The sequence below is a fragment of the Leucobacter chironomi DSM 19883 genome, from assembly GCF_000421845.1.
Classification (GTDB): Bacteria; Actinomycetota; Actinomycetes; order Actinomycetales; family Microbacteriaceae; genus Leucobacter; species Leucobacter chironomi.
The window spans coordinates 393,310-415,189 of sequence record NZ_ATXU01000002.1 but is presented as its reverse complement, the minus strand read 5'-3'; the positions used below and the strand labels follow the sequence as shown (position 1 = coordinate 415,189).

Here is a 21,880-nt window from a genome sequence, read left to right as displayed (position 1 = left end):
AGATACGCCGCCGCCCGACGCAGAACCTCGTTCTCCTGCTCCAGAAGACGGTTCCGCTTGCGCAGCTCACGGATCTCGGCCGCCTCAGTCCGCGATTTGCCAGGCTTGGCGCCGTCGTCGATGTCGGCGCGACGCATCCACTTCTGCAACGTCATCGGGTGAACGCCGAAATCTTTCGCAATCTGCTCGATCGTCACTCCAGGATCGCGGTTCCTCGCGACGCGCACAACATCGTCACGGAACTCACTCGGGTATGGCTTTGGCACAACAACATCCTTCCAGACCCACCCCTCGGGCAAGCCAGATCAGATGTCACCTAAACATGCAGCAGACCCCTCATAATCCGTCGGTCGCGGGTTCAAGCCCCGCACGCCCTACCATCGCCTGCGCCGCATCACTCGGAGCGGTGCCGGGCGCGATCCGCGGAGCCCGTGCCCCCGCCACGGTCTGCGGCCTCCGCGAGCGCGACGATCCGGCTCACCATGCCGCTGAAGATGAGGCCGTGGAACGGCAGCATTGCGAGCCAGTACAGCCTTCCGAGCAGGCCCCGCGGGAAGAACACCGCCCGTTGCCAGTACTCGACACCGCCCGCGGTGTCGTCGATCCCGAGTTCGAGCCACGCGCTTCCCGGCGTCCACATCTCGGCTCGCAGCCGCAGCAGCCGCCCCGGCTCGACCCGTTCGACGCGCCACACGTCGATCGCGTCGCCCTCGGCGATCCGCGTGCGGTTGCGGCGCCCGCGCTGCAGTCCGACGCCGCCCGCGAGACGATCCAGCCAGCCGCGCGCCGCCCACAGCACCGATGCCGAGTACCAGCCGTTCGCCCCGCCGATGCGCGAGACCACCGACCACACCGCAGCCGGGTCCGCCGAGGTGCGGCGACGACGCACATCGGTGAAGACGGTGCGGCCGGCCCAGTCCGGGTCGCTCGGCAGCGGATCGCTGGGGGCGCCGTCGAGCCTCGCGTCGACCCAGCTCGTCTCGACGGCGTCGATTTCGATGCGGCCGAGCGCGAGCCGCACCGCTGCGCGATACGGGGTGAGGCCGCCGGGCGGAGGCGGGATGAACGCGTCGATGGCGTGATCCCGCATGACGCAGGGGTGCTGCAGCGACTCGACGAGCGGTCGTGCGATGCGGCGCGGCACCGGCGTGACGAGGCCGACCCAGTGCGAGGCGAGCCGCGGGGTGAGCACGGGCAGCGAGGCGATGCGACGCTGGCCGAGGCCCGCCTCGAGGGCGTAGCCGTTCATCATCTGCCCGTAGCGCAGCACGTCAGGTCCGCCGATATCGAGCGCGCGATTCACCTCGGGCGCGAGCCGCACCGCCGCGAGCAGGTAGTAGAGCACGTCGCGCACGGCGATCGGCTGGATGAAGTTGCGCACCCACTTGGGTGCGGGCATGTAGGGCAGCACATCGGTGAGGTGCCGCACCATCTCGAACGACGCCGAGCCCGAGCCGATCACCACACCCGCCTGGAGCACGACCGCGGGCACCTCCGATGCGAGCAGGAGGTCGCCCACCTCCTTCCGCGACCGCAGATGAGGGGAGAGCGACACGCCTTCGGGGTGCAGACCCCCGAGATAGACGATGCGGCTCACGCCGGCGCGTTCGGCCTCGCCGGCGACGGTGCGGGCGATCTCCCGGTCGAGCCGTTCGAAGTCGGCGCCGCTCGCCATGGAGTGCAGCAGGTAGCAGACCACGTCGACCTCGTGCATCGCCCGGCCGACGGCGGTGGGGTCGGCGGCGTCGCCGGTCACGATCTCGACCTCATCGGCCCAGGGCAGGGCTGCGACTCGTTCGCGGGATCGCGAGAGGACACGCACCCGATATCCGGCGGCGACCAGCCGAGGCACGAGACGGCCGCCGATGTAGCCGGTCGCGCCGAGCACGAGCACCCGGGGCGAGTCTCCCCGCTCGTCGCGCACTGCGCGGAGTGCATCCTCGCGACCGGTCGGGGCGCTGCGCGGCTCCTGCACGGCGCGGTCGTCGGGGCGGCTCACGGTCGGCCCCTCACCGCAGCACCTCGACGAGCGCGATCCAGGAGACGAGGATCGCGGAGACGATCGCGACGAGGCAGCCGACCGCGGCGAGCAGCAGGCCGTTCGACAGGCCGCCGAGCATCAGGAGCCCGGCGGTCAGATACGCGGCGAGCGGGAGCGCGCCCAGCACGGATTTCGGGATCCGCGCTCGCTGCTGAGGTTCCGGATCCCGCAGGATGACCAGTGTCGCATGCGCCTGGAACCAGGCGGCTCCGACCGTCGCGACGATCGTGATCGCACCGTAGCCGAGCAGGCCGACCCCCGGGATGAGGCCGACGGCCGAGACGACGAGGGCGAGCACGAGGGTCGCGATCGCGGCCGCGAGCCGGGCGGTGAGCGTGCCGGCAGCGACGATCTCGCGGATGTTCACGCTCGCAGCGACGATGACGAGACCCGCGAGAGCCGCGCTCGCGCCGGCCATGGCGACGTTGAAGTCGTTCCACTGCGACACCACCTCGGTCATGCGATCATGCTACGCCGGTTCCCGGTGCCTCAGGGAGGGTGCGCGCGGAGGCGCGCGATCCCGATCGCCCGATGACGGAAACCGCATCTTTCAGATCAGATGTTATACATCAGATCTACAGGAAGGCTGATGATACGGTGCAGAACATGACCGTGAACGATCACTCCACCGCCACGCCCGCCGATCCGCTGCCCTACGACGCGCTGCTGCTGTGCTCCTTCGGGGGGCCCAATCACACCGACGACGTCATCCCCTTCCTGCGCAACGTCACGAGGGGCAAGAACATCCCGGAGGACCGCCTCGCCGAGGTGGGGGAGCACTACCACCACTTCGGTGGGCGCAGCCCGATCAACGCCCAGAACCTCGCCCTCGCCGATGCTCTCCGGGGCGAGCTGGGGCGACGCGGCGTCGACCTGCCGGTGATCTGGGGCAACCGCAACTGGCATCCCTACACCGTCGACACGCTGCGCGACGCTGCAGCCTTCGGCGTGCGACGCGTCCTCGTGCTCGTCACGAGCGCCTACGCCTCATACTCGGGCAGCCGGCAGTACCGCGAACACCTCGCGGCCGCCACGGCCGAACTGGGTGCCGAAGCCCCGCGCCTCGACGTGCTGCGCCCCTTCTTCAACGAACCCGGCTTCGTCGACGCGAACCGGCACGCGATCGAAGAGGCGGCCTCCGGCCTCGACGGCGGCCTCGCGGGCGCCCACATCGTGTACGTGACGCACTCGATCCCCGACACCATGCAGGATGCCTCCGCGGTCACCGGCCCCGGCTACCGCGAGCAGCACGAGGACGTGCGCGCCACCATCGACGCTGCGCTGGCGGAGCGCATCGGCGCCGAGATCAACTCGTCGCTCGCGTACTGCTCCCGCTCGGGCGACCCGCGAGTGCCGTGGCTCGAACCCGACGTCAACGACCATATTGAGATGCTCGCTGCGCAGGGCGTGCGCAAGATCGTGATCGCGCCGATCGGCTTCATCTCCGACCACATGGAGGTCGCATTCGACCTCGACGTCGAAGCGCTCGAGACGGCCCGAGAGCAGGGTATCGCGGCGGTCCGTGCCGACACCGCGGGCGTGCGAGCGGAGTTCGTGTCGGGGCTCATCGACATGGTGCTCGAGCGCGCGGCGCGCGAGCGCGGCGAGACCGTCCCGGCCCGCACGGTCGGAGCGCTGGCAGCCTTCCCCGACGTCGCGCCCGCCGGCAGCTGCCGCATGCGCCACGGCGAGGCGACCGGCATTCCGGTGCTCGCGGGCGCGGACGACTGAGCGGGCGACCGCCGCACGAGCACCGATCAGCAGGATCCTGACAAGCATGGAGCAGATATGACCGCCCACCGCCCGACCGTCGACCACTCCGCGGTCGCGGAGACCATCAACGCCGACATCAACTACACCATGTACGCCGTCTTCAGTGCGTCTCGCTCTGGGCCCGCGCTCGGACTCTCCCCGGCGTGGGGATCGATCGTGCGCGGGCTGCTCGCCGAGCTCGACGGCATCGACGGCCTCATCACTCGCGGCTGGTACGACGTGGCCGGCTACCGCGCCGACGCCGACGTGCTCGTGTGGTGGCACGCCCCGGATCCCGAGGCTCTGCAGCGGGCCTACCGGGCGGTGCTCGACTGGGCGGGCGGCCGCCTGGCGCCCGTGTGGTCGTCGATCGGGGTGCATCGGGCGGCGGAGTTCAACCGCGGGCACGTGCCGGCCTTCCTCGCGGGAGACGACCCCCGCGGCTACGTCTGCGTGTACCCGTTCGTGCGCGGCCGTGAATGGTACCTGCTGCCCGATGCCGAGCGCAGGGAACTGCTGCGCGAGCACGGCGCCGCAGCCCGGGACTACGGCGATGTGCTCGCGAACACCGTCGCCTCGTTCGCGCTCGGCGATTACGAGTGGCTGCTCGCATTCGAGGCGGACGAGCTGACTCGCATCGTCGACCTGATGCGGGAGCTGCGGGCGACGGGGGCTCGACGGCACGTCATCGAGGAGACGCCCTTCTTCACGGGCCCGCGCCGCGACCCCGAGGCGCTGCTGGCGGCTGTTGTCTCTTAGTTAAAATCCCTGTTGGAGTGTGGTTTAGGTGAGCCTTCGCTTGCTTGCGGATCTGCTTGATCGGCGTATCGTGGAGGGTGCACCGAGCGGAGAACCGCTCCCCGGCAGACTAGACGGAGGTTCACTATGACCACTCTCGAACAGCAGCCGATCGCAGCGCAGGGCGAGTTCGGGCGACTCTCCGGCGTCGCGCAGTATCTGACACCGGTGCTGCACGATCTGATCGCCCTCGCGGTGAACGCGAAGCAGGCGCACTGGCACGTGCGCGGCAGCAACTTCATGGGCGTCCACGAGTTCCTCGACCAGGTCGTGGCGCACGCGCAGGATGCGGCTGACACCGCCGCCGAGCGCATGGTGGCTCTGGGGCTGCCGGTCGACGGCCGCATCGGCACCGTCGCGGCCCAGACCACGACGCCCGAGATGACCGTCGGCTTCCAGCAGTCCGACGTGACCGTGCGCGAGGTCGTGGCGCAGCTCGACGCGACGCTCGAGACCATCTATGCGGCGGTGAAGGGGCTCGATGACTTCGACCCCGTGAGCCAGGATGTCGCGATCGCGTTCGCGCAGCAGCTCGACAAGGATCGCTGGTTCCTCTTCTCACACTACGCCGACTGATCGAACGTGCCGCGTGCCTCGCGCGGCGAGCGGTGCAGGGCCGCGTCTCTCCGGGTGAGAGACGCGGCCCTGCGGCGTTTCCGTCGTGGATTTCACATCTGATGAACTGTGCTATGTTGTTGGAGTAAGGCGCGCCTTACTAACGTCACATGTTATCGATTTGAGGTTCGGAGGGCGAACGCGCATGATCGCCACACTGCTCATCGGCCTGCGCGAAGGGCTCGAAGCCGCGCTCGTCGTGAGCATCCTGCTCGCCTACGTCAACCGTCTCGGACGTCGCGACGCGGCCCGCAAGATCTGGCTGGGCGTCGCAGCCGCGATCCTGCTCTCCCTCATCACCGGCGCCGTGCTCACCTACGGCGCCTACGGGCTCTCCTTCACCGCGCAGGAGGCGATCGGCGGCGCACTGTCGCTCGTCGCCGTCGCCATGGTGACCTGGATGGTCTTCTGGATGCTGCGCATGTCCCGCGGCATCGGCAGCGAACTGCGATCGCAGCTCGACAGGGCCCTGCTCGGCAACGGTTGGGGCGTGGCCGCGGTCGGCTTCGTCTCGGTGGCGCGGGAGGGCATCGAGACCGCCCTCTTCATCTGGGCCACCACGCGGGCGAGCGACACAGCACCCCTCGTCGGCTTCCTCTCGGCGGTGTCGGGCATTCTACTGGCATCGGTGCTCGGCTGGCTGCTCTATCGCGGCATGCTCCGGATCAACCTCACGGTGTTCTTCCGCTGGTCCGGCGCGCTCCTCATCGTCTTCGCCGCCGGCGTGCTCGCCTACGCGGTCCACGACCTGCAGGAGGCCGGATTCCTCCCCGGCCCCTTCGCCGCCCCGCCGCCCGGAGCGGGAGTCCTCGCCACCTGGTTCGGCGATGCGGCCTGGGCGTTCCGCATTCCCCACATCGTCGCTCCAGACGGAGTGCTCGGCGTGCTGCTCAAGGGCACCGTCGGCTTCTCGCCGGAGATGACCAGACTCGAGGTGATCGCCTGGGCGCTCTACCTCGCCATCACCCTTCCGCTGTTCCTCATCGCCTCATACCGAGGAGCGCGCAGCCCGAGAAAGGAAGCCCCTTGCCCACCATCAGCACACGCCGCGGCATCGTCGCAGTAACCGCCATCGGCGCCGCGAGTCTCGCACTCACCGCCTGCGTGCCCAACGCCGGCACCGGCGCGAACGCGCAGTCCATCGCCGTCACGGCGAGCGATACGGCCTGCGAGGTCGAGACCGCGCAGGCGCAGAGCGGCACGCTCACCTTCACCGTGCAGAACGACGGCAGCAAGGTCAACGAGTTCTACGTGCTCGGCAGCAACGAGCTGACGATCATCGGCGAGGTCGAGAACATCGCCCCCGGAACGAGCCGCGACCTCACCGTGCAGGTCGGCCCCGGCGACTACTTCACGAGCTGCAAGCCCGGCATGATCGGCGCCGGCGTGGGCCAGGCCGCGTTCGCGGTCACCGGCGACGCCGTGGCGACGACACCCGAGGAGGACGCGGTCGTCGCGCAGTACATCAGCTACGTCAAAGCCCAGACCGAGGAGCTCGTGCCGCAGGTCGAGGCGTTCGTAGCGGCATACCAGGCCGGCGACGACGAGACCGCGCGCCGGCTCTTCCCGATCGCGCGCATCAACTACGAGCGCATCGAGCCGACCGCCGAGCAGTTCGGCGACCTCGACCCCAAGATCGACTACCGCAAGCCCGGCGCCATCGAAGAGGGACTGCCCTTCACCGGCTTCCACCGCATCGAGCAGGACCTGTGGCTCGACGAGGCGATCGCCAACTACTCGACGCCCGAGAATGACCACTACCCGAAGGACGACCTCAAGCCGCTCACCCCCGAGGAGCGCACGGAACTCGGCGAGCAGCTGCTCGCCGACGTGAACGAGCTGAAGGACGAGGTCGCGAGCCCCGATTTCACGCTCACCCTCGCCGACATCACCGAGGGCGCGAAGGGCCTCCTCGACGAGGTCGCCGCACCGGACGGCAAGCTGCCCGGCGAAGAGAACGAGTTCGCGCACACCGACCTCTACGACTTCACCGCGAACGTCGAGGGCGCCCAGGTGGCCTTCGACACCGTGCGCGGCCTGCTTGAGGCGAACGGCGGCGAAGACCTCGCGCAGGAGCTCGACACGCGCTTCGCCGACATGTTCGCGCTGCTCGAGAGCTACGGCTCCTACGATGCAGGCTTCGTGTTCTACGACACCGTCGGCCAGCAGCAGCGCAACGAGCTCGCGGCGAAGCTCACCGCGCTCAGCGAACCCATGTCGAAGCTCACCGCGGGCGTCGTGCAGGGCTGATGACGGCGCACGAGCAGCCCGACGAGATCGGACAGACGACGGAGGAGAGCGCCCCTGGCGCCCTCCGACCCTCGCGACGCGGCCTCCTCGGGCTGCTCGGCGCCGGCGCGGCGGGCCTCGCGCTCGGCGGCGGCGCAGCCACCGCCCTCGCGGCTCAGGCCGGTGGTGGCTCGGGCCCGGAATCCGGCGCAGTGCCGTTCCACGGCGCCCACCAGGCCGGTATCGTCACCCCCGCGCAGGACCGGCTCCACTTCGCCGCCTTCGACATGGTGTCGGGAACCGGCAGAGACGATCTCATCGCGCTGCTGCGCGACTGGACGACGGCCGCCGAGCGGCTCGTGCGCGGCCAGGAGGTGGGCACCGGCCTCGAACCCGGCAACGCGCTGCTGCCGCCCGACGACACGGGCGAGGCCACCGGCCTCGGCGCGGGCCACCTCACCCTGACCTTCGGGCTCGGGAGACGACTCTTCACCGCACGCACCGGCGCCCCCGACCCCGACGACCCCTTCGGGATCCGCTCCCGCCTGCCGCGCGCCTTCGAGCCGCTGCCCTCCTTCGCATTCGACCTGCTCGACGCCACCCAGAGCGGGGGAGACCTCTGCGTACAGGCCTGCGCCGACGACCCGCAGATCGCAGTGCACGCGATCCGCAACCTCGCACGCATCGCCGCCGGGCGCGCGCATCTCTCCTGGAGCCAGCTCGGCTTCGGACGCACCGCATCGACCTCGCGCCGGCAGGACACCCCGCGCAATCTCTTCGGCTTCAAAGACGGCACCGCGAACGTTATGGCCGAAGACACCGCAGCCCTCGCCGAGCACATCTGGGCCGGAGACGAGGCACCGGAGTGGATGCGCGGCGGCAGCTACCTCGTGGCCCGCAAGATCCAGATGACCATCGAGAGCTGGGATCGAGCCTCCCTCGGCGAGCAGGAGCGGATCATCGGCCGCACGAAGCGCGAGGGCGGCCCGCTGAGCGGCGGCGGCGAGTTCACCGAACCCGACTTCGCGGCGCCGAGCGCGGAGAATGCCGAGCAGCCCGTCATCGACGTCGCCGCGCACGTGCGCCTCGCAAACCCCGGCCAGAACGGCCGTGCCCGGATGCTGCGGCGCGGCTACAACTACGTGGACGGCTCGAACGGGCTCGGACAGCTGGGAGCCGGCCTGTTCTTCATCTCGTTCCAGCGCGATCCGCAGACCTTCGTGCGCGTGCAGCGGTCGTTGAAGCCGGACCTGCTGAACGAGTACATCCGCCACATCGGCTCAGGACTGTGGGCCGTGCCGGCGGGGGTGCAGCCCGGCGGATTCCTCGCTCAAGCGCTGTTCGAGTAGCGCCGCCCCGACGGTCGCTCAGGCCCGTGCCGCGGCCGCGGTGCTGGGCGCGGCACGGTCGGCACCCGCATGAGCCGGCGCCGACGGTGCGGGGCGCGAATCGAGGTACTCCTCGACGAAGCGGCCGAGCACCATGTGCGACGCGCGCACATCGGCCCGCTCCACCCGCTCGATGATGGCCTCCACCTCGGCGGGGTGGAAATAGCCGTGGTCGGCGTACGCACGTACCCGAGACGTGAACGACGCGGTGTCGAGCTCGGGGTGGAACTGCGTCGCGTAGACGTTCCGGCCCACGCGGAAGGCCTGCACCGGGCAGGTGGGGGAGCTCGCCAGCACGGTGATGCTTTCCGGCACCTCGGCGATCGCCTCCTTGTGCCCTACGAAGGCCTCGAACTCGGCGGGCAACTGGTGGAACAGCGGATCGCCGACGCCGGCGGGGGTGAGACTGATCCGCACCGCCTGCGAGGACTCCCCGTAGGTGCGGTCCACCCGCGCGCCCTGGTGCGCTCCGATGGTGCCGATGCCGTAGCAGACGCCGAGGAAGGGGAAGTCTGCCCGCACCACCTCGTCGAGCAGCTGGGCGAGTTCGCGCTCGACGCGCAGCTCGGTCTCCGACTTCCGCTCCACGGGCTCGCTCACCGTGAACGGGCTGCCGGCGAGGATGATGCCCGAGTAGCTGCCGAAATCGACGGGGCCGAGCGGGGCTCGGTCGATCCGCCGCCACGCGAGCTCCTCCGGCAGCAGCCCGGTCAGGCGGCAGTAGGCGGCGTGCTCATCGGCCGCGACGTCGTCCTCGCCCCGGGTCGTGATGAGCAGGAACGGTTTCATGGGTACTACCGTAGCGCGTGCGCGGGCCGCCGCCGCACGCATCTCGAACTGTTACGGGGCGCCCGCCTGGTCCATGAGACAGGACGGGCGTCCCGCAGATCGGGCTCAGTCGACGGAGCGAATAGCGACGACGGCGTTATGCCCCGGCCAGCCGCTCTGGATCAGAGCGGAGCTCTGATCGCGGCGGTGCCGCACCGGCCCACCGGCCGGTGAAGGGGTACGCAGAATCGGCTCAGTCGACGGAGCGAATAGCGACGACGGCGTTATGCCCCCCGAAGCCGAACGAGTTCGAGATCGCGAGCTGCGGGCCGTCGCCCAGCGGCTGCGGCTCGGAGGAGACGTTGACGGGGATCTCGGGATCCTGGTCGATCAGGTTGATCGTGGGGGGCGCGACGCGGTGCTGCACCGCGAGCACGCTGAACAGGGCCTCGAGCGCGCCGGTGCCGCCGAGCAGGTGACCGGTGGCGGCCTTCGTCGCCGAGATCGGGATCTGCTCGGCGCGGTCGCCGAAGATCGCCTTCAGCGCGGTGTACTCGTTCATGTCGCCCACGGGCGTCGAGGTGGCGTGCGCGTTGATGTGCGTCACGTCGTCGGGGGTCGCCCCGGCCTGCTCCAGCGCCATCTGCATGGCGCGGATCGCCCCGCGACCCTCGGGATCGTTGGCGGTGATGTGATACGAGTCGGCGGTGACGCCGCCGCCGGCGATCTCGGCGTAAATCTTCGCGCCGCGCGCGAGGGCGTGCTCCTCGGTCTCGAGCACGAGCGCCGCGGCGCCCTCGCCCATGACGAAGCCGTCGCGGTCGGTGTTGTAGGGCCGGGAGGCGGTGGCTGGATCGTCGTTGCGGCGGGAGAGGGCCTGCATCGACGCGAACGAGGCCACGGTGATCGGGTGGATCGCGGCCTCCGAGCCGCCGGCGATGACGACGTCGACGAGCCCGGCCTGCAGGTGCTCGTAGGCGTTCACGATCGACTCGGTGCTGGAAGCGCAGGCGGAGGCGACGGTGCGGGCGTAGCCGCGCGCCTCGAAGTGCATGGAGACCGCCGCCGAGGGGGCGTTCGGCATGAGCATGGGCACGGTCAGGGGCATGACGCGGCGCGGCCCCTTCTCGCGCAGGGTGTCCCAGGCGTCGAGCAGCGACCACACGCCGCCGATGCCGGTCGCCCAGTCGACGCCGAGGCGCTCGGCCGCGACCTCGGGGCTGCCGGCGTCGGCGAAAGCCTCCTTCGCGGCGACGAGCGCGAACTGGCTCGACGGGTCGAGGCGCTTCGCGATCGGACGGTCGAGCACCTCGGTGGGCTTCACTCGGGCCTGTCCCGCGAAGGTGACGGGAAGCTGGTATTCGGTCACCCAGTCGTACTCGAGGGTGCGCACGCCCGACTCGCCGGCGAGGAGCGACTCCCAGCTCTCAGGGGCCGTGCCGCCGATGGGGGAGGAGGCGCCGATACCGGTGACGACGATCTTCTTGCTCATGCTTGCGTGCTCCGCGATCTGGTGGGGAACGAACGGTGGGGAGTGGTGAGGAGGCGGGGTCGGGCCGAGCCCGACCCCGTTCCGCGAACCTTAGGCCTGCGCCTTGGCGATGAAGTCGACGGCGTCGCCGACGGTCTTGAGGTTCTTGACCTCCTCGTCGGGGATCTTCACGTCGAACTTCTCCTCGGCGTTGACGACGATGGTCATCATCGAGATCGAGTCGATGTCGAGGTCGTCCGTGAACGACTTGTCGAGCGCGACGACGTCGGCCGCGATCCCGGTCTCGTCGTTGATGATCTCGGCAAGACCTGCGAGGACCTCTTCGTTGCTGAATGCCATGGTGTGTTTCTCCTTGATATGGGTGGGGGTTGTAGAAGTGTACGTGCCGCGGGGAGCGGCGGTGGGGCGACGCGCGCGGTGCGGCTACGGCAGCTCGACGACCTGCGCGCCGTAGACGAGACCCGCCCCGAAGCCGATCGTGAGGGCGAGACCGCCGGAGAGCTCCGGGTGCTGCTCGAGCAGCGCGTGCATGGCCAGCGGGATCGAGGCGGCGGAGGTGTTGCCCTGCATCTCGATGTCGCGGGCCACGACGACCGACTCGGGCAGCTTGAGCTGCTTCGCGAACTCGTCGATGATGCGCATGTTGGCCTGGTGCGGGATGAACGCGGCGAGGTCGCCGGGCTCGATGCCGGAGGCTTCGAGGGTCTGCTGCGCGACCTTCTTCATCTCCCAGACGGCCCAGCGGAAGACGGTCTGGCCGTCCTGGCGCAGCGTGGGCCACGGCACCTCGGTCGGGTTGCTGCGGTACTCCTCGAAGGTCGAGGTCATGCGGATCGTGTCCCACTTCTCGCCGTCGGAGCCCCACACGGTGGGGCCGATGCCGGTGTGGTCGCTCGCGCCGACGATCACGGCGCCGGCGCCGTCGCCGAGCAGGAACGAGATGCTGCGGTCGGTCGGATCGACGATCTCGGAGAGCTTCTCGGCGCCGATCACGAGCACGTTCTTGCACAGCCCGGAGCGCACCAGGGCGTCGGCCTGGCCCACGCCGTAGACGTAGCCGGCGCAGGCGGCCGAGATGTCGAAGGCCGCGGCCGGCGTGAGGCCGAGGCGGTGCGCTGCGAGTGCGGCCATCGAGGGGGTGATGGCGACGTTTGAGATGGTCGAGATGATCACGCCGTCGATCTCGGAGCGGTCCAGCCCCGACTTCGCGATGGCCTCCTCGCCGGCCGCCACGGCCAGGTCGACCGCGCCGATCTCGCCGCTCGCGCGCCGCCGCTGCACGATGCCCGTGCGCTGGCGGATCCACTCGTCGGAGGAGTCGATCGGGCCGACCAGGTCGTCGTTCGGCACGTCGAGGTCGCCGCGGGCTGCGCCGATGGAGAGGATCCGCGTGTGCGCGGGGCCGGTGGGCTGCACCAGTGATGCCATGTGCATGGGTCCTTTCGGTCGGACGGTCAGGCCGCTGACGCGGTCTCGGTGATGAGCGCCACGGCGGCGTCGAGGTCTGCGGGGGTCTTCACGGCGACGCCAGGCACACCCTTCAGGGCGCGCTTGGCGATGCCGGTGAGCGCGCCGGCCGGGGCGAGTTCCACGAGCCCCGCGATGCCGGCCTCCTGGAAGCTCGCCATGCAGGCGTCCCACCGCACCGGGCTCGCGATCTGCGACACGAGCAGCTCGACGAAGCGCGAGCCGTCGTCGACGAGCGATCCGTCGGCGTTCGTCCAGAGCGGGTGCGAGGGCACTGCGGCGGTGACGCTCTCGGCGGCCTCCCGCAGGGCGGGGATGGCGCCCGACATGTAGTCGGTGTGGAAGGCACCGGCGACCTGCAGAGTGATCACGCGCGCACCGCGCGGCGCGTCCTCGGCGAGCGCGGCCAGCCCTTCGAGCGAGCCCGCGGCGACGATCTGGCCGCCGCCGTTGCGGTTGGCGGCGGTGAGCCCGTGCTCGGCGATCTTCGCGAGTACGTCGGCCTCCACGCCGCCCACGACCGCGGCCATGCCGGTGCTGGCCCGGGTGGCGGCTTCGGCCATCGCGCGACCGCGCACGCCGACGAGACGCAGGGCGTCGTCCTCGGAGAGCACGCCGGCGGCCGCGGCTGCGGCGAACTCGCCGACGGAGTGACCCGCGATGCCCGCATCGGCTACCGCCACCCGCGCCGACAGCTCGCGCCACGCGAGCAGGCTCGCCGCGACGATCAGCGGCTGCGCGATCGCGGTGTCGCGGATCGTGTCGGCGTCGCTCACGGTGCCGTGCTCGATGAGATCGACGCCCGCACGCTCAGAGGCGGTGCCGAGGAACTCGCGGCTGCCCGGCAGCTCGAGCCACTCGTTCAGGAATCCGGGGGTTTGTGAGCCCTGTCCAGGGCAGGCGATGACAATCACGTCTTCCAGTTTCTCAGATCACCGGCCCTGATCCTGCATATTGCGAACGATAAATCTCGAAAATGATTGTGGGAACCGGCAAGTTCGGGCTGCGGCGAGCCGGTAGACGGCGCTGCGCGCAACAGCGGAGGCTCCGCTCCGGCCTGTGGGCCGTCGCGGCTACTTTGTGGACGGCGCTGCGCGCAACAACGGAGGCTCCGCTCCGGCCTGTGGGCCGTCGCGGCTACTTTGCAGACGGCGCTGCGCGCCGTCCATTGTGGGCGATAGAGCCGGTGATGAGCGCGGACTGCAAGATCAGGGCCTCCCGCGCACCTGTCGCGTTCCAGCCGATCACCTCCGAGACCTTCTTGAGCCGGTAGCGCACCGTATTGGGGTGCACGAACAGCTCCCGCGCAGTCGCCTCAAGGGAGCGCCCGTTGTCGAGATAGCACCACAGCGTCTCCAGCAGCTCGCCCGAGTGCGCGGCGAGCGGTTCGTAGATCTGCTCGATGAGCGTGCGACGCGCAAGACCATCGCCCGCCAGCGCGCGCTCCGGCAGCAGATCGTCGGCCGCGACGGGGCGGGGCGCGTTGCGCCACGATCGTGCCACTGCGACCCCCGCGAGCGCGGCCCGCGCGCTGCGCGACGCGTCCACGAGGTTGTCGACGGTCGGTCCGAGCACCAGCGGTCCATCCGAGAAGCCGTCCGCCAGCCGGCCGGCGATCTCCAAGAAGCCCAACTGGGTCTCCGCGGGAGTCGCACCCGGCAGCGGCGCGTCCAAACGGCCCAGCACGAGCACGAGGCGGGTGCCCTGCAGGCCGATCAGCACATCCGCGCCGGCGTGTCGCGCAGAACGGCGCAGCTGATCCACATCGACGACGCGCTCAGCAGTGCCGACGAGCACGGCGGCCTCACCGTCGCCGTGCCAGCCGAGAGCCGCGATCCGGCTCGGCAGCTCGTCATCGCTCTCGCCCGTGAGGATCGAGTCGACGACGAGCGCCTCAAGCCTGGCATCCCACAGCCCGCGGGCCTCGGCCGCACGGGCGTACACGTCGGCCGCCGCGAACGCGACGTCGCGAGAGTAGTGGAGCACGGCCTCGCGCAGCGGCTCGCTGCGCGGAGCCACCCGCTCCTCGACGACCGAGACCACCACGCGGATCAGCTGCAGGGTCTCCTGCAGGCTGATCGAGCGCAGCAGCTCGCGCGGGGCCGCGCCGAACACGTCCGACGCGATCCACGGTGTCGAACTCGGATCCTCGTACCACTGGATGAACGAGCTGATGCCGGTCTGCGCCACCAGCCCGACCGACGAGCGCCGACTGGGCGGCATCTTGCCGTACCAGGGCAGCGTCTCGTCGAGCCGGGTGATGGTGCGCGTGGAGAGCTCGCCCGTGATGGTCCGCAACCAGGCGAGTTCCTGCTCCTTCGTCCGATCCATGTGCGATCGCTCGATCAGGCCTCGCCGCCAGCGCCGCCCGTGGTGCCCGCGTTCACGTCGTTCAGACGGTACTGCTCGGCGGCGCGGCGCGGCACGTCGGCGTCGATGCGGCCCTGCGCGGCGAGGCGCTGCAGCACCTTCACCACGACCGACTCGCGGTCGATGCCGAAGTAGCGGCGTGCGGCGGCGCGGGTGTCGGAGAACCCGAAGCCGTCAGCTCCGAGCACCGAGTAGTCGCCGGGCACGTAGGGGCGGATCTGCTCGGGCACCTGACGCGACCAGTCGCTGACGGCCACGAACGGGCCCTCGGCGTCGGCGAGCTTCTGCTGCAGGTAGGGCACGCGCGCCTCGCCGTCGAAGGAGCGGAAGTTGTGCTCCTCGGCAGCAGCGCCGTCGCGCCGCAGCTCGTTCCAGCTGGTGACGCTCCACACGTCGGCAGCGACGCCCCAGTCGCGCGCGAGCAGCTCCTGCGCCTCGATCGCCCACGGCACGGCGACGCCGGACGCGAGGATCTGCGCGCGATGGCCGCCCTCCGGGGCCGCGCTGACGCGGTGGATGCCGCGCACGATGCCCTCGGCGTCGACGTTCTCCGGCTCGGCCGGGTGCACGATCGGCTCGTTGTACACGGTGAGGTAGTACATGACGTTGGGGTCGGGGTGCTGGCCGCCGTACATGCGCTCGATACCGGAGCGCACGATGTGGCCGATCTCGTAGCCGTAGGCGGGATCGTAGGAGACGACCGCGGGGTTCGTCGCCGCGAGCAGCATGGAGTGGCCGTCGGCGTGCTGCAGCCCCTCGCCCGTGAGCGTGGTGCGTCCGGCGGTGGCGCCGATCACGAAGCCGCGCGCCATCTGATCGCCGGCCGCCCAGAAGGCGTCGCCCGTGCGCTGGAACCCGAACATCGAGTAGAAGATGTAGATCGGGATCATCGGCTCGCCCTGCGTCGAGTAGGACGTGCCGACCGCGGTGAACGCGGCGGTGGCGCCGGCCTCGTTGATGCCGACGTGCAGCAGCACGCCCTCCGGGCTCTCCTTGTAGGCGAGCAGCAGCTCGCGGTCGACCGAGACGTAGTTCTGGCCGTGCGGGTTGTAGATCTTCGACGTGGGGAAGTAGGAGTCCATGCCGAAGGTGCGCGCCTCGTCGGGGATGATCGGCACGAGGCGCGATCCGAAGCCCTTGTCCCGCATGAGGTCCTTGAGCATGCGCACGAACACCATGGTGGTCGCGGCCTCCTGCGTGCCGGAGCCCTTCGCCGCGATGGCGTAGCTCTTCGGCTCGGGCAGCGCGACCTCGGTGTGCGTGCTGCGGCGGGCCGGCAGGTAGCCGCCGAGTTCGCGACGCCGCTCGTGCATGTACTGGATCGTGGAGTCGTTCTCGCCCGGGTGGTAGTAGGGCGGGCGGTAGGGATCCGCCTCGAGCTGCGCGTCCGAGATCGGGATGTGCATCGTGTCGCGGAAGAGCTTGAGGTCTTCGAGCGTCATCTTCTTCATCTGGTGGGTCGCGTTGCGGCCCTCGAAGTGGGGGCCGAGGCCGTAGCCCTTGACCGTCTTCGCGAGGATCACCGTGGGGCGGCCCTTGTGGGCGACCGCGGCCGCGTAGGCGGCGTAGACCTTGCGGTAGTCGTGGCCGCCGCGGCGCAGCTGCCAGATCTGGTCGTCGGTGTAGCCCTCGACGAGGCGGAGCGCCCGCTCGTCCTTACCGAAGAAGTGGTTGCGGATGAAGGCGCCGTTCTCGGCCTTGTAGGTCTGGTAGTCGCCGTCGGGGGTGGTGTTCATCACGTTGAGCAGCGCACCCTCGGTGTCGCGGGTCAGGAGGTCGTCCCACTCGCGGCCCCAGATGACCTTGATGACGTTCCAGCCGGCGCCGCGGAAGAAGCTCTCGAGCTCCTGGATGATCTTGCCGTTGCCGCGCACCGGCCCGTCGAGCCGCTGCAGATTGCAGTTGATCACGAAGTTGAGGTTGTCGAGACCCTCGTTCGCGGCGACCTGCAGCTGGCCGCGGCTCTCGACCTCGTCCATCTCGCCGTCGCCGAGGAACGCCCAGACCTGCTGGTCCGAGCAGTCCTTGATGCCGCGGTTCGTGAGGTACTTGTTGAGCTGCGCCTGGTAAATGGCGTTGATGGGGCCGAGCCCCATCGACACGGTGGGGAACTGCCAGAAATCGGGCAGCAGACGCGGGTGCGGGTAGCTCGGCAGGCCGTGGGGCGCGTGCGACTTCTCCTGACGGAAGCCGTCGAGCTGGTTCTCGTCGAGTCGGCCCTCCAGGAAGGCGCGGGCGTACATGCCGGGGGAGGCGTGCCCCTGGACGAAGATCTGGTCGCCGCCGCCGGGGTGGTCCTGGCCGCGGAAGAAGTGGTTGAAGCCGACCTCGTAGAGCGAAGCGGCCGAGCCGTAGGTGGAGATGTGGCCGCCCACGCCGATACCGGGGCGCTGCGCACGGTGCACGGTCATGGCCGCATTCCAGCGGATCCACGAGCGGTACTGGCGCTCGACGTCGTGATCGCCGGGGAAGTCGGGCTCGTCGGCCGAGGCGATGGTGTTCACGTAGTCGGTGGTGGGCACCTGGGGAACATTGAGGTGCAGCTGTCGTGAACGATCCAGCAGGCTCGTCATGATGTCGCGGCCGCGACCCGCGCCCCGCTCCTCGACCACGGCGTCGAGCGACTCGCGCCACTCGGCGGTCTCCTGCGGGTCCATATCGTCACGATCGGGCGCGTAGGGATCCTGCGTGTTCACAGCCAAGGTTGTGCTCCAATCACCACTGGGAGCGCCGCGCTGCGAAGCGGGTTGGTGCAGTCGTTCGCGGCATGCTCGGTCAGCCCCGCTGGTCCGCGGGTCCGGTCCAGACTATCGAAGTTCCACGAAGAAACTCGCATAACCCTTGTTGAAGGTGTCACAGACGCACAATATTCGGTGGCGATTGGAAGACGGCGGATCTCGTCTGCGACGACCGGGGGTCGGTAGTGTGGAGGCGTTCGTACATCGATGGCGTTTCAGGCGCCGGTAAGGAGGCACCCATGGTGCTCGAGGTCGGCGCGCAGGCGCCCGATTTCACGCTCTCGGATCAGCACGGCGAGGAGCTGACGCTGTCGGAGCTGGTCGCGGAGGGGCCCGTTGCGCTCGTCTTCTTCCCGTTCGCGTTCTCCGGCATCTGCACGGGTGAGCTGTGCGAGCTGCGCGACAACCTGTCGATCTTCGCCGACAGCAAGGTGCGCCTGCTCGGCATCTCGATCGACTCCGTCTACGCGCTGCAGGCCTGGGCGCAGCAGGAGGGCTACGAGTTCTCGATCCTCTCCGACTTCTGGCCGCACGGCGAGGTGGCCCGGCAGTACGGTGCGTTCGTCGAGGAGGCCGGGATCGCGACCCGCGCGACCCTCATCATCGGCGAGGACCGCCGCGTGCTGGCCTCGTTCGAGACCGCACCCGGCGAGGCCCGCGATTTCGGCGCCTACCGCGAGGCGCTCGCCCAGCTCGCCTGAGCGGCGAGAGCGCGACTGCGTGATTCGCGACCGCGAGGCGGCGTCCCCTATGCTGGGGAGGTCCGCCTCGCGGTCACGCGCCTGTAGCTCAGTTGGTTAGAGCATCTCGTTTACACCGAGAGGGTCGGGGGTTCGAGTCCCTCCGGGCGCACTCACTCGCTTCGCTCCCTCACGTGCCCGTCGGGCTCATCGATGAACCCTCAACGTGGCTCGCAGGCTCGCCACGCGCCATCGCCGCGCAACGCTGGCGCGTTGCCCTGAGCGGCTGGGCGGGTTCGAGTCCCTCCGGGCGCACCGTTCACTCCATCGCCGTCCTGCGCAGCAAGGCTCCCGCTTCCTACGCAGGAAGCGCGGCTTCGATGGCGGCGATCACCGTAGGATCGTCGGGCTCCACGGTCGGGCGGAAGCGGCTCACCGAGCCGTCGGGCGCGAGCAGGAACTTCTCGAAGTTCCAGCTGATCCGCCCGCGCTTGCCCTCCGCATCGGGCGTCTCGCGCAGCAGCGCGTAGAGCGGGTGCTTGCGGCGCCCGTTGACGCGCACCTTCTCCATGAGCGGGAAGGTGACGCCGTAGCTCGTCGAGCAGAAGGTCTTGATGTCGTCGGCGCTACCGGGCTCTTGACCCAGGAACTGGTTGCAGGGGAAGCCGAGCACCGTCAGCCCGCGATCCGCGTACCGCCGCTGCAGCTCTTCGAGCTTTGCGTACTGGGGTGTGAGCCCGCACTTCGAAGCTACGTTGACGATGAGCACGGCGCGATCCGCGTACTCCGCGAGCGAGGTCTGATCGCCGTCGATCGTGGTCAGGGGCACCTCGCGCAGCTCGTCCATGTCGGCCAGCCTACGCCTCGTGCGGATGCGCTGCCAGGTGCTGTGAGGAATGATTCCGGATCGCGCCGCGTTGAGAACGGCGTCGACGAACGCGGCCGCCCCGATGCGGCCCACGAGATGAGGGAGGGCCACCGGATGGCCGCAGATCCGCAGACCGAGAACACCGGCGCCGAGGCGCTCAAGCGCGCGTTCAGGGAGCATCCGGCGGGGGTGTCGCTCATCACGGCGCAGACGCCGGAGGGCCCGGTGGGGCTCACCGCATCGAGCGTCGCCTCGGTCGGGCTCGATCCCGCGACGCTCTCGTTCTCGGTCACGCGCGCTACGGGCAGCGCGGGCGGCATTCTCGCGGCCGACACCTACCTCGTGCACCTGCTCGACGCGCGTCACGCATCGATCGGTGCGACGTTTGCGGTGTCCGGATCGGAGCGCTTCACCGCCGAGCAGGGCTGGGAGACTTTGCCGACGGGCGAACCGCACCTGCCGAGCACCCGCGTCGCGTTGCGCTGCCGCACTCTGCACTCGCTCGGAGTGGGCGCCTCGGTGATCGTCGTGGCGGAGGTGCTCGACGCCGTCTTCGGCGATACGGCCGATCCGATGGTCTATCTCGACCGGGCCTTCCGCACACTCGCGCCCGTGGAGTAGCGAACGGGGCTACTCCACCACGCGGATGCCGACGGTGTCGAGGCCGCGCGCCTTGTCGCGCGCCTCGACAGCGTTGCTGAGCAGCACGAGCCCGAGCCCCGCGACCGCGAGCGCGGCGCCCACCCATCCGGGCGCGAGGTACCCCAGGCCGCTCGCGATGACGAGACCGCCCAGCCACGCGCCGAGGCTGTTGCCGATGTTGAATGCGGCGTGGTTCACCGCGGCGCCGAGCAGCGCCGCCTCGTCGGAGATGCGAATCAGCCTCGCCTGGATGGAGGGGATCAGCAGCGACGAGGTACCGCCCAGCACGAACACGCACGCGAAGAGCCCCAACGGGTGCCACGCGAACTGCGTGTACAGCACGAGTGCGGCGATGAACGCGATGAACCCCCAGTTGACGGTGCGACGCGGATTGCGGTCGGTGGCCCAGCCCCCGACGAGGTTGCCGATCGTCATGCCGAGGCCGAGACAGGCCAGCACCCACGGCACCGTCGAGGGGGAGAGCCCGGTCTCACGGGTCGTCACCTCGGCGATGTACGAGTAGACGGCGAAGAATCCGCCGAACCCCACCGAGCCGACGGCGATCATCACCCAGATCCGGGGATTGCGCAACGCCGAGAGCTCCCGCAGGGGACTGCGCGACGGATTGCCGGGATACCGGGGGAGTGCGAGCGCGGCGAGCAGCAGCGTCGTCGCGAAGATCACCGCGACGAGCACGTAGGCTGAGCGCCAGCCGAGCGCCTGGCCCATTCCCGTGGCGAGCGGCACACCGACGACGTTCGCGATCGTGAGTCCCGAGAGTGCGAGCGCGATCCCGCGCCCCTGACGCCCCGGACCCATGATGCGCGCAGCGAGCAGTGACGCTACGCCGAAGTAGGCACCGTGCGGCAGACCGGCGACGAAGCGGAAGATCGCGAGCGACCCGAACGTCGGCATGCAGGCCGACGCCACCGTGCCGGCGACGAGCAGCCCCAGCAGCCAGAACGCGAGCCTGGTCTGCGACATGCGAGCGGCGAGCACCGCGAACGTGGGGGCTCCGACCACCACGCCGAGTGCGTAGGCCGTGACGAGCGCGCCGGCCTGCGCGATCACCTGATCCGGAGCCTGGGCGAAGCCGGGCAGCAGCTCGTCCGCGATGTCGGGCAGCAAACCCATCGTGGCGAACTCGGTCACGCCGATCCCGAACCCGCCGAAGGCGAGCGCGAACAGCGCGATTCCGCGGCGGAGCGGGGAGAGCGGGGCAACGGTCACGGTCGACCTTTCGGATGGCGGGCGTGCGCCCGGATCCGCCCGCTCGCTGAGGACTGCGCTGCATTGCGACCGGCCAAGTCTAGACCCTCGCCGCAGCGCGATGCCACGGCTCGCAACGGGAACGAGCCCCTGCTACCAGCCTCTGCTACCAACCCCTGGCGAGCCACGCCTCGAGATCGGGCATCTCGTCGGCCACCGAGGTGAGTTCGCCGTGACCCGGCCGGGCGACGGTCGCGCCGGGCAGCGTGAAGAGGCGGGTGCGGATCGACTCGACGATCTGCTCGAAGCTCGAGTACTCCCAGCGGGTGGCGCCCGGACCGCCCCGGAAGAGCGTGTCGCCGGAGAACACCGTGCCGAGCGCCGGCGCGATGAAGCACACCGAGCCGGGCGTGTGGCCGGGCGTGTGCGCGACCGCGAGCTCGACGCCGGCGACGAAGAAGGTTGCGCCGTCGGCGAGCTCGAAGTCGGGCAGCGCATCTCCGTGCGTCTGCTGCCAGAGGAAGAGGTCGGCCGGGTGCAGGTACACGTGCGTGTCGAGCCGGTCAGCGGCGTCGAGCGCCGCGTTCACGTGATCCTCGTGGCCGTGGGTGAGCAGGATCCCCAGGGCGTCCCGCTCGCCCACCGCGGCCGCGATCGCCTCCGCGTCGTGCGAGGCGTCGATGATCAGCGCCTGCTCGTCGTCGCCGACGATCCACGTGTTGTTCTCGAGCTCGACCCCGTCGACGGGGTAGCCGGGGCGACCCGCGCCGACGAGGCCGCGGGTCACCACCCGGTCGATCCGTGCTGCAGACATGATGCCGAG

21 protein-coding genes and 1 tRNA gene are annotated in these 21,880 nt (G+C 69.9%); 9 read left to right on the top strand and 13 right to left on the bottom strand.

The window, feature by feature from the left end; genetic code table 11:
* From H629_RS15540 to H629_RS0103765, 3 genes are all read right to left on the bottom strand, one after another.
* Window positions 1-197 (bottom strand): transposase (locus tag H629_RS15540; protein ID WP_152485638.1); only part of this gene is annotated, 197 nt, incomplete at its 3' end.
* Window positions 198-394: 197 nt separating this feature from the next.
* Window positions 395-1,999 (bottom strand): SDR family oxidoreductase, encoded by a 1,605-nt coding sequence (locus tag H629_RS0103770; RefSeq protein WP_024356017.1) that lies wholly within the window; start codon window positions 1,997-1,999, stop codon window positions 395-397.
* A 10-nt stretch (window positions 2,000-2,009) separates the two neighbouring features.
* Window positions 2,010-2,501: a hypothetical protein gene (locus H629_RS0103765; protein ID WP_024356016.1), complete on the bottom strand. Its 492-nt coding sequence runs from the start codon at window positions 2,499-2,501 to the stop codon at window positions 2,010-2,012.
* 146 nt (window positions 2,502-2,647) lie between these two features.
* On the opposite strand from H629_RS0103765, the gene H629_RS0103760 reads away from it, so the two are divergent.
* The 6 genes from H629_RS0103760 to efeB all read left to right on the top strand — a co-directional run bounded on the left by H629_RS0103760 (window position 2,648) and on the right by efeB (window position 8,784).
* A complete protein-coding gene (locus H629_RS0103760) occupies window positions 2,648-3,772 on the top strand; it encodes a ferrochelatase (protein WP_024356015.1) in 1,125 nt (374 codons plus the stop codon).
* A 57-nt stretch (window positions 3,773-3,829) separates the two neighbouring features.
* Window positions 3,830-4,552 (top strand): hydrogen peroxide-dependent heme synthase, encoded by a 723-nt coding sequence (gene hemQ, locus H629_RS0103755; protein ID WP_024356014.1) that lies wholly within the window; start codon window positions 3,830-3,832, stop codon window positions 4,550-4,552.
* Window positions 4,553-4,678: 126 nt separating this feature from the next.
* Window positions 4,679-5,167: a Dps family protein gene (locus H629_RS0103750; protein ID WP_024356013.1), complete on the top strand. Its 489-nt coding sequence runs from the start codon at window positions 4,679-4,681 to the stop codon at window positions 5,165-5,167.
* A 184-nt stretch (window positions 5,168-5,351) separates the two neighbouring features.
* Entirely contained in the window at window positions 5,352-6,272 is a 921-nt protein-coding gene (efeU, locus tag H629_RS0103745; protein ID WP_024356012.1) for an iron uptake transporter permease EfeU, read from the top strand.
* Entirely contained in the window at window positions 6,233-7,456 is a 1,224-nt protein-coding gene (efeO, locus tag H629_RS0103740) for an iron uptake system protein EfeO (RefSeq protein ID WP_036084282.1), read from the top strand. The genes efeU and efeO overlap by 40 nt, the downstream gene beginning before the upstream one ends.
* Window positions 7,456-8,784 carry an iron uptake transporter deferrochelatase/peroxidase subunit gene (gene efeB / locus H629_RS0103735; RefSeq protein WP_024356010.1) on the top strand — a complete coding sequence of 443 codons (1,329 nt, stop codon included), beginning with the start codon at window positions 7,456-7,458 and terminating at the stop codon, window positions 8,782-8,784. The genes efeO and efeB overlap by 1 nt, the downstream gene beginning before the upstream one ends.
* 18 nt (window positions 8,785-8,802) lie before the next feature.
* Here the strand turns inward: efeB and H629_RS0103730 are convergent, their stop codons facing one another.
* The 7 genes from H629_RS0103730 to aceE all read right to left on the bottom strand — a co-directional run bounded on the left by H629_RS0103730 (window position 8,803) and on the right by aceE (window position 17,622).
* Window positions 8,803-9,612 carry a glutamine amidotransferase gene (locus H629_RS0103730; protein ID WP_024356009.1) on the bottom strand — a complete coding sequence of 270 codons (810 nt, stop codon included), beginning with the start codon at window positions 9,610-9,612 and terminating at the stop codon, window positions 8,803-8,805.
* Window positions 9,613-9,844: 232 nt separating this feature from the next.
* Complete coding sequence (locus H629_RS0103725) at window positions 9,845-11,083, bottom strand: beta-ketoacyl-[acyl-carrier-protein] synthase family protein (protein WP_024356008.1); 1,239 nt, start codon at window positions 11,081-11,083, stop codon at window positions 9,845-9,847.
* A 90-nt stretch (window positions 11,084-11,173) separates the two neighbouring features.
* Window positions 11,174-11,422, bottom strand: a complete 249-nt coding sequence (locus tag H629_RS0103720) for an acyl carrier protein (protein WP_024356007.1) — start codon at window positions 11,420-11,422, stop codon at window positions 11,174-11,176.
* A gap of 84 nt (window positions 11,423-11,506) precedes the next feature.
* Entirely contained in the window at window positions 11,507-12,511 is a 1,005-nt protein-coding gene (locus H629_RS0103715) for a beta-ketoacyl-ACP synthase III (protein WP_024356006.1), read from the bottom strand.
* A 26-nt stretch (window positions 12,512-12,537) separates the two neighbouring features.
* Window positions 12,538-13,464: an ACP S-malonyltransferase gene (locus tag H629_RS0103710; protein WP_024356005.1), complete on the bottom strand. Its 927-nt coding sequence runs from the start codon at window positions 13,462-13,464 to the stop codon at window positions 12,538-12,540.
* 223 nt (window positions 13,465-13,687) lie between these two features.
* Window positions 13,688-14,881 carry a PucR family transcriptional regulator gene (locus H629_RS0103705; protein ID WP_024356004.1) on the bottom strand — a complete coding sequence of 398 codons (1,194 nt, stop codon included), beginning with the start codon at window positions 14,879-14,881 and terminating at the stop codon, window positions 13,688-13,690.
* 14 nt (window positions 14,882-14,895) lie between these two features.
* A complete protein-coding gene (gene aceE, locus H629_RS0103700) occupies window positions 14,896-17,622 on the bottom strand; it encodes a pyruvate dehydrogenase (acetyl-transferring), homodimeric type (protein ID WP_024356003.1) in 2,727 nt (908 codons plus the stop codon).
* Window positions 17,623-17,897: 275 nt separating this feature from the next.
* Between aceE and H629_RS0103695 the strand changes: the two genes are divergently transcribed.
* Together H629_RS0103695 and H629_RS0103690 are read left to right on the top strand one after the other, a co-directional pair.
* On the top strand, window positions 17,898-18,359 hold the full coding sequence (locus H629_RS0103695; protein ID WP_024356002.1) for a peroxiredoxin: 462 nt from the start codon (window positions 17,898-17,900) through the stop codon (window positions 18,357-18,359).
* A gap of 77 nt (window positions 18,360-18,436) precedes the next feature.
* A tRNA-Val gene (locus H629_RS0103690) sits at window positions 18,437-18,510 on the top strand.
* A gap of 186 nt (window positions 18,511-18,696) precedes the next feature.
* Here H629_RS0103690 and H629_RS0103685 read toward each other — a convergent pair.
* Window positions 18,697-19,185 (bottom strand): glutathione peroxidase, encoded by a 489-nt coding sequence (locus tag H629_RS0103685; RefSeq protein WP_024356001.1) that lies wholly within the window; start codon window positions 19,183-19,185, stop codon window positions 18,697-18,699.
* A 135-nt stretch (window positions 19,186-19,320) separates the two neighbouring features.
* Between H629_RS0103685 and H629_RS0103680 the strand changes: the two genes are divergently transcribed.
* Window positions 19,321-19,827 carry a flavin reductase family protein gene (locus tag H629_RS0103680; RefSeq protein WP_024356000.1) on the top strand — a complete coding sequence of 169 codons (507 nt, stop codon included), beginning with the start codon at window positions 19,321-19,323 and terminating at the stop codon, window positions 19,825-19,827.
* Window positions 19,828-19,836: 9 nt separating this feature from the next.
* Here the strand turns inward: H629_RS0103680 and H629_RS0103675 are convergent, their stop codons facing one another.
* A complete protein-coding gene (locus H629_RS0103675; RefSeq protein WP_024355999.1) occupies window positions 19,837-21,078 on the bottom strand; it encodes an MFS transporter in 1,242 nt (413 codons plus the stop codon).
* A gap of 145 nt (window positions 21,079-21,223) precedes the next feature.
* Window positions 21,224-21,871: an MBL fold metallo-hydrolase gene (locus H629_RS0103670; protein WP_024355998.1), complete on the bottom strand. Its 648-nt coding sequence runs from the start codon at window positions 21,869-21,871 to the stop codon at window positions 21,224-21,226.
* Window positions 21,872-21,880 lie beyond the last annotated feature (9 nt).